At 49.5% G+C, this 7625-nt stretch carries 7 protein-coding genes and 1 pseudogene; 6 read left to right on the forward strand and 2 right to left on the reverse strand.

The features are described from left to right. A partial coding sequence (locus RT018_RS12445) for a sporulation protein YunB (RefSeq protein WP_312942458.1) occupies nt 1–246 on the forward strand: 246 nt, incomplete at its 5' end. Between the two features lie 57 nt (nt 247–303). Next, entirely contained in the window at nt 304–2280 is a 1977-nt protein-coding gene (ligA, locus tag RT018_RS12450) for an NAD-dependent DNA ligase LigA (RefSeq protein WP_312942460.1), read from the forward strand. 163 nt (nt 2281–2443) lie between these two features. On the opposite strand, the pseudogene RT018_RS12455 reads toward ligA, so the two are convergent. Together RT018_RS12455 and RT018_RS12460 are read right to left on the reverse strand one after the other, a co-directional pair. Beyond that, nucleotides 2444–2857 (reverse strand): annotated as a pseudogene (locus RT018_RS12455) (manganese catalase family protein); the annotation flags it as partial. Nucleotides 2858–2880: 23 nt separating this feature from the next. Then, nucleotides 2881–4467 carry a recombinase family protein gene (locus RT018_RS12460; RefSeq protein ID WP_312942462.1) on the reverse strand — a complete coding sequence of 529 codons (1587 nt, stop codon included), beginning with the start codon at nt 4465–4467 and terminating at the stop codon, nt 2881–2883. Nucleotides 4468–5054: 587 nt separating this feature from the next. Between RT018_RS12460 and RT018_RS12465 the strand changes: the two genes are divergently transcribed. From RT018_RS12465 to RT018_RS12480, 4 genes are all read left to right on the forward strand, one after another. Then, nucleotides 5055–5231: a hypothetical protein gene (locus RT018_RS12465; RefSeq protein WP_312942463.1), complete on the forward strand. Its 177-nt coding sequence runs from the start codon at nt 5055–5057 to the stop codon at nt 5229–5231. A 475-nt stretch (nt 5232–5706) separates the two neighbouring features. After that, nucleotides 5707–6033 (forward strand): PadR family transcriptional regulator, encoded by a 327-nt coding sequence (locus RT018_RS12470; RefSeq protein ID WP_312942465.1) that lies wholly within the window; start codon nt 5707–5709, stop codon nt 6031–6033. 16 nt (nt 6034–6049) lie between these two features. Next, entirely contained in the window at nt 6050–6574 is a 525-nt protein-coding gene (locus tag RT018_RS12475; protein ID WP_312942467.1) for an HAAS signaling domain-containing protein, read from the forward strand. A 200-nt stretch (nt 6575–6774) separates the two neighbouring features. Then, the gene (locus RT018_RS12480) at nt 6775–7245 is read left to right on the forward strand and encodes a TspO/MBR family protein (protein ID WP_312942470.1); all 471 of its coding nucleotides are present in this window, start codon (nt 6775–6777) and stop codon (nt 7243–7245) included. Nucleotides 7246–7625 lie beyond the last annotated feature (380 nt).

Raw genomic sequence — 7625 nt, forward strand, 5'->3', positions numbered from 1 at the left:
AGAGCACATCTGGAAAACCAGTTTGACACTGCAGGGATCAATCAGACCAAGCACCGGATCCTGCTGGAGGTGGATGTATCCGTGGCGATTCTGCTGCCGGGATTTAATACTGCCACGCAGGTGAGCAACGCTTTTACCGTGGCGGAGACAGTGATTGTGGGCACGGTTCCGGAGAGCTATACCTATTTTAGCAATACAGGTGATCAGGCGGATGACGCCAGAGAACTGATTCTCAACAAGGGCTGAGCGGGAGGACTACCCTCCCGCTTTCAATCCTTGTATGAAAGGATAAGGAACGAGCACATGGACTATCGCGAGGAAATGAAGCAACTGAGGGATGAGCTTAACGAGAATGCCTACCGCTATTATGTATTGGACGAACCCACTATGTCGGACTATGACTACGACATGAAAAATCGCCGCCTTCAACAGTTGGAACAGGAGCATCCTGAGGAAATTACTCCGGATTCGCCTACGCAGCGGGTGGGGGACAAGCTGAAAGACGGATTTTCTCCTTATCGCCACGAAGTTCCGCTGGAGAGCTTGCAGGATGTGTTTACCGCTGGAGAGGTGGAGGATTTCTGCCACCGGATGGAGGAGGCGCTGGGTGAAAATGCGGCGTATTCTCTGGAACCGAAGGTGGACGGACTGTCGGTGGCACTGGAGTATCGGGACGGCGTGTTTGTCAGCGGTGGGACAAGAGGCGATGGCCGGGTGGGCGAGGACGTAACGGAAAATCTGCGCACTGTCCGTTCCATCCCCATGACGTTGCCGGAGAAGCTGCCCCGGCTCATCGTCCGGGGAGAGGTGTATATGGCCCGTTCCGTGTTCGAGGAAATTAACCGTCGACGGGAAATAGAAGGGAAGCCCCTTATGGCCAATCCCCGAAACGCAGCCGCGGGCTCCCTACGCCAGTTGGACCCCAAAATTGCTGCGGAGCGGAGGCTGGACATTCGGATTTTCAACCTGCAATGGGCGCAAGGTCGGAGCTTTGCCACCCATTCTGAAACGCTGGACTATCTGGAGAGCCAACATTTTCCGGTTATTCCCCATAAAACAGTCCTTGCGACGGGCGAGTGCCTGAAGGAAATCCACGACATCAACGAGCGGAGAATGAGCTATCCCTACGACATGGATGGCGCAGTGATTAAAATTGACCGGCTGGCTGACCGGGAGACGTTGGGCAGCACCGTGAAATGTCCCAAGTGGGCCATCGCCTATAAGTATCCGCCGGAACAAAAGCCAAGTAAGGTTTTGGACATTGTGGTTCAGGTGGGCCGCACCGGAGTGCTGACGCCCAAGGCCGTGCTTGCCCCGGTTCATCTGGCGGGCACCACGGTCCAGAGCGCCACGCTGCACAACCAGGACTATATTGCTGAAAAGGACGTTCGCGTGGGTGATACAGTGCTGGTCCAAAAGGCGGGGGAGATTATTCCAGAAATTGTGGAGGTGGACGTTTCCAAGCGGCCAGCGGGAACGATTCCCTATGAGCTTCCGAAAAACTGCCCGGTTTGCGGTGCGCCTGTAACCCGCGATGAAGACGGGGCAGCGGTACGCTGCACCGGCGCAGAGTGCCCGGCCCAGCTTCTGCGCAACATCACCCACTTTGTCAGCCGGGACGCAATGGACATCGACGGTCTTGGCCCCGCCGTGCTTCAGCAATTGATTGAAACCGGGCTGATTCACTCCGCCGCGGATCTTTATGACCTGACAGAGCAGGATTTTTCTCAGTTGGAGCGCATGGGAGAGAAGTCGGCCGCCAACGCGGTGGCCGCCATCGAGAAATCCAAAGATAACGACCTTGGAAAGCTCCTCTACGCGCTGGGCATCCGGCAGGTTGGTGAAAAATCCGGACGGGTGCTGGCACAGCATTTTAAAACACTGGACGCACTGGAGCGCGCCACACCCGAGGAGTTGACCGCCATTGACAGTGTTGGAGCCGTCACCGCTCAGTTTATTCTGGACTGGCTTAAAAGCCCCCAGTCGCAGGATCTGCTGCAAAAGCTCCGCAGCGCCGGGGTGAACACAACCTGCACAGATGAAACAGTGGACGATCGCTTCGCAGGAAAAACGTTTGTTCTCACCGGAACGCTAATCCGGTTTGACCGCAAGTCTGCCGAGGAAATGATTCAGGCACGGGGTGGGAAAGCTTCCACCTCCGTGTCCAAGAAGACGGCCTATGTGGTGGCGGGGGACGCCGCTGGAAGCAAGCTCCAAAAAGCACAGGAGCTGGGGATCCCCGTGCTGACGGAGGATGAGTTTGCGGCGCTGCTTGAGTAACATCCTAGGTTTTAAAGATCATCAAAAGGCGATATAGCTGTAAAGCTATATCGCCTTTCACCTGTTGTATATTAATAACGAATCGTGTATGTAAAACCGGAGGAAAGCCGGCGACAATTAGCCTTCCTCCGGTAGAAAGTATCACGTTGCCGTTGCTTTGGAATCAGGTGTCAAAGGACGGGTTCATATAGTACACATTTTTCTCGTTCATGCGATCTTTGGCTAGCCGCAAGCCTTCGCCAAAACGCTGGAAGTGGACGATTTCTCTGGCGCGGAGGAAGCGAATGGCGTCGGTGACATCCGGGTCGTCGCTCATCCGTAGGATGTTGTCATAGGTAAGACGGGCCTTCTGTTCCGCCGCCAAATCCTCGGTCAAATCCGCGATGGTATCACCGGTGACGGCAATGCCATCCGCGCTCCAAGGTGAACCGGATGCAGCGGTGGGGTAGACGGAGGTGGTGTGGTCGATGAAATAGGGGGCATAGCCGCCCTCTCTTACTTCGCTTTCCGTGAGATTCCGGGTCAATTGATGGACAATGGTCCCCACCATCTCCAAATGGCCTAGTTCTTCTGTTCCATTTAATTATCAATAGCAAAACTTTAGTTAGGTAGCTTTGGCGCGAGCTTGATACTTAAATCGGACTCGCGGTAACGGCCACCTATGGTTTTGTGATATTCAACGTGATCCAACACGCTTTTTAGAAGTTCGTTCTTTTCTTTTGCTGTTTCTGCTAACTCGAAGTTATCCAGAACACGGCGAAAGGCGGGGGCGATTTCTTTTTTTGCCTGAACACGTGAATCCAACCCAGAAACGGCTTCCAGCAGGGCTTCCAATTGTTTCTCAGCAGCCTGTCGGCGACAAGAGAGTTCCGTAGTCCGGTCAGCGAAAACTTCGGGTGTGTAAATTCCCTGTTCAACTAAATCATAGGCCTTTTGTTCTTGCAAGTCGACCTGTTCAAGCTCTTTCCTCAGGCTGGAAACCGAGCGTGAAAGAGTGGCGCGCTCGGTGCTAACGGCTTGCGTATCTTGTTCTAAAGGCGTTTGCTCAAAATCAGCGAGAAATTTCCGAATCCCCTGCAATACCATGGATTCAATGAGACTGCAATCCGAACTCACAGTGGGACAAGAGGTATAGGGACACATCAGAGTAGGAGGATATCCGGTTTTTATGTACGTCCGTCGAACCATCATTCGTCCGCAGTGGTCACATCTTATAAGCCCTGCCAATGGGTTTGTGGTGACACATTTTTTTGGCCCGGGCCGCTCCGGATTGGAGCGCAGCAGAGCTTGCGCTGCATCAAAAATATCTTGGGAAATTAGCGGATCATGCAGGCCGCGGCACAAACGGAGAGACGTGTCGCTCGATTTTGCGCGAGGCCGGGAGCGCTGCACCGAGCCATCTTGTATCTTCTTGACCTGCGCACGGTTCCCCCAGCGAACCCAGCCAGCATAGGCGGGGTTACGCAAAAGCGATTGTATGGCGGAATTTGTCCAGTCCTTCCCGCCCGGGGACAAGACGTTCGATTCGTTCAGGCGCCGGATAATCCGGGAAACGCCGATGCGGTTTACACTACCGTCAGGCTGGGGAGCCCCCTCTGTATACCAGCGGAAAATATCCTGCACCACCGCTGCATTTTCGTCCGGCTCCAGCGTCCAGCCCTTTTGCCCGTTCAGCTTTATTCGGCGATAGCCATAGGGGGCCCGATTGGCGGGCCACTTTCCTTCACTCACTGAGGCAATGCGGCCGGCCTGCTGACGGCGGTTGATTGTTTTGTACTCCCGTCGGGACATATACAGACCGAATTCAAAATACTCCTGGTCAAATTCATTGAGGGGGTCATAGGTCTTTGCGGGTGTGATGATTTTCGTGCCGCTATACTGAAAGGCCCGCGCAACAATGCCCTGATCGATTGTGTCTCCACGGGCAAGACGCTCGACTTCCATGACCAGAACACCGGTATATAAACCGTCTTCCACGTCGTGGAGCAGTTGCTGCATCAGGGGGCGGGAAGTGATGGTTTCGCCGGAAACCACCTCCGGATAGATTTTTGTAATGGTCAACCCCTGTTGCTTGGAAAGCGCCAGCAGTCGGTTATGATGTCGCTGTAACGTGTCGCCCTCGCCACGCGCCTCCGCCTCCAAGTCTACGCGGGATTTGCGAAGATAGATGGCATAGGATTTGGACATGCTATCACCTCTGTTCCTCTTGGGTTCTGGACATCTGTTCGAAAACAATCTTCAGGCATAATTTTAAAAGGTCTTTTGCACTCTGCTCGAAAAGCGCGCCTATTATGGAATCGTGCTTTTTGACATCGGGCTCGAACATAATTTAATCATATTGTGTACTTCGTTAGTCCTTGGGGCATCGCGCTGGGAGGCTTCATGGCCGCGGGAAAAGTCAACAGAAATATTTGAAGCCATCTTTGGCGGTATTTAATAGGATATCATGGAAGCATATCAATATTAATGTATGACAATAACAGTATATTACATAACCTACAAAATCCATTCATCCAACGGCGTATGGTGGTTTGCGTGCCACCCACATGACGAGCAAGAACGGGTGTGGTAACACCCAGTGGACTCATAGCGGATGTGATCCGTGCTGCAAAATCACGGTCAAAAAATAAAAAAAGAAGGTATATCACTCACGAGCACCCGGAAGACTCTGCGCTTATACGACTTAAAAATCATTGTACCACTGGCGAAGAGGAAGGGCGATCGCATAGGACAACCACGGAAAACCATAGGCTGGCACACAGGGGGCGAATGATTTGAAAGAAGAGCATATTGTTGCGGAATATGAGTTTAATGGCGTTCGCGTGCTGGTGTCAGATATTGCTTTTGCGGGAAAGACGGAGAAGGAACTGGAGGACATTCGCCGGGAGGCACGGCGGATTGCGTGGGAAATTCAACTGAGGCATCAAGCGCGGGGAGAGAGCAATACATAGGAGGAAGGCACGAGGACGTACCCCGAAAGCGTGTCCGCGCGAAGGGCGTCATGAAGAAAATCAAGCGCAAAGCAGACGTTTCCCGCGTATGTTGGCGGTGCGGCCGGAACTGGCTGCGCGGACCCGCTGGACAAGCACCACCTTTTCGGGTGGCGCTCTGCGGATGAGGTCAGCGCAGTACAGGCTGGTAGTCTACCTATCTGTTACTTACAAGCATTTTGAGCAGGACGCAAAAACGTTGTCGAGGCCGCACAAATTTTATCCCCAAGTTGTCTCTGCCGTAGTCAATTGTGGATATTTGATATGTTTTATGGTGACTGGTGTTTGTTTCCCTAATATTCTAATTTCTTTTTCGTTAGCAGTAAAACTGGGATAAGTCAAAATGGAATATCTCGATTCTTATAACATAAGTATTTTTTTATAATACCTTGTGCAACATAGTAATATGTAGTACACTGTATTTGGAGGTTAGCATATGGATGATTTTGAATGGATTGCACAATTAAGACGTGGCGTCATGGAATTTTGTGTGTTACTTTTACTTAATCAAAAAGCTTGTTACGGTTATGAGTTAGTAGATTACCTAGAGCAATTTGAGTATCTATCAATAACAGAAGGTACATTATATCCCTTACTGAGAAGACTTCACAAGGAAAAGAAATTAGAATCATATTGGTTGGAATCGGAAGTCGGACATCCGAGAAAGTATTATAATCTGACTCCATTAGGACTTGACGTTCTAAATAAAATGTCATTAACTTGGATTGGGTTAGCAAAAGAATTAAACACTTTATTAATCTGAGAGGAGAAAAGCTGATATGGATAAAATCACCTACATTAATGAGTTGAAAAAAAGTCTAAGAGGGTTGCCTGTGGGACAGAGAGAAGACATCGTCAGAGAAATCGAACAGAACATATCAGATGCCCTGGCCGGAGGGAAAGAAGAATCGTTTGTTATTGACAGATTAGGAAACCCTAAAATTCTTGCAAAATCATTGGCAGGAGAATATTATGTAAAAAACAATCGTATTATTAAAGCCATTCCGTTCTTTGTGTCAGCTGGTATTGGTAGCTTTTTTATGGTATTTCTATTTGGCGGCATGGCATTGTTGTTTGGTGCTGGTGCAGTTGGATCAATTGCTGGAGGCATAATGCGGGCATTTGGAAATGAGGCTGTTAATATAACCATGTTTAATATGGAGACACCTCGGATTCTAAGTATTCCTGCAGGTCTATTGACAGCGGCATTGTTATTTGTTTTGGTGTATTTGTGCTATCGAGTTCTAAACCGATATTTTATTCGGGTGGCTAGTGAATATAAAAAGCGAATACAACTGTTATAGTTGAGTCTCAACCACAATTCCACTGTCTTCTAAGCTGCGATATTTTATTTAAACATACAAACCGTATTGCTTTTTATGAGAAGTACAAGAAATAGTGGGGAGCGGTGGTATTGTGCCAACGCTCCCCACTTTCCTTACATAGGTTTTGTCATCATAGTTCATTGTTTTTTAGAGTATACTATATTGAAAGAGGTGATCGCATGAAAATTAGATGGAAAACACTATTGATCTGTATCGCGATTCCGCTGATTGTGGGTGGCATTGCAGGCCTTATTTCAAAAGATAGCATGAGCATTTTTGAGACACTCAACAAGCCGCCATTGTCACCACCTGGCTGGCTATTTCCTGTGGCATGGACGATCCTCTATACACTCATGGGGATTGCCTCCTATCTGATTGTTACATCAGGTGCGCCGCAAAGTAACATTCGTACAGCCATCAAGCTTTATGGAGTACAGCTGTTTTTTAATTTTTTATGGACATTCTGGTTTTTTAATTTAGGGCTGTATTTCTTCGCATTTATCTGGCTTATTGTATTGTGGATTTTGATTTTAGCGACGATACTCTCATTTGCACATATCTCTAAACCAGCGGCGTATTTAATGCTACCATACCTTTTATGGGTAACCTTTGCCGGATATTTAAACCTCGGAATAGCGATCCTAAATTGAGCTCTTTATTGGACCTCCTTTCACACTGCGAGCCAAGCGCTTTGCCTTCCCCTATGTTTACTTCCGTCCAGCGTGATTACTGTAATGTTTAGCCGCCCGGCATGGGCAATGCGTCTTCGTCAATAGCCCTTTTGCATACGACCAGCACATGAATAGACCGCCAATTTCTACGGCCTTTTTCGGCTTATCCAGCTTTTCTGGTTTTACAGCCTTTACAGCCAAGGATTTTGAGGTTTGAAGGATTGACCGGGGCGGATCAGTCATGGGACCTTCTTGAGCTGGCAGAGTGGACGCTGGAGGAATTTACTGGACGGTCGCTTACCCTTAGAATCACGTACCTAGCGTTGGCAATAAACCTATATCACGAAGGGGCTATACGT

The sequence above is a fragment of the Oscillibacter sp. genome (genome assembly GCF_032060045.1).
Classification (GTDB): domain Bacteria; phylum Bacillota; class Clostridia; order Oscillospirales; family Oscillospiraceae; genus Oscillibacter.

Bases quoted from the DNA above. Each gene is read 5' to 3' on its own strand.
- ligA (WP_312942460.1), top strand. From the start codon at position 304: ATGGACTATCGCGAGGAAATGAAGCAACTGAGGGATGAGCTTAACGAG.
- RT018_RS12460 (WP_312942462.1), bottom strand. From the start codon at position 4,467: ATGTCCAAATCCTATGCCATCTATCTTCGCAAATCCCGCGTAGACTTG.
- RT018_RS12470 (WP_312942465.1), top strand. From the start codon at position 5,707: ATGGATGATTTTGAATGGATTGCACAATTAAGACGTGGCGTCATGGAA.
- RT018_RS12475 (WP_312942467.1), top strand. From the start codon at position 6,050: ATGGATAAAATCACCTACATTAATGAGTTGAAAAAAAGTCTAAGAGGG.
- RT018_RS12480 (WP_312942470.1), top strand. From the start codon at position 6,775: ATGAAAATTAGATGGAAAACACTATTGATCTGTATCGCGATTCCGCTG.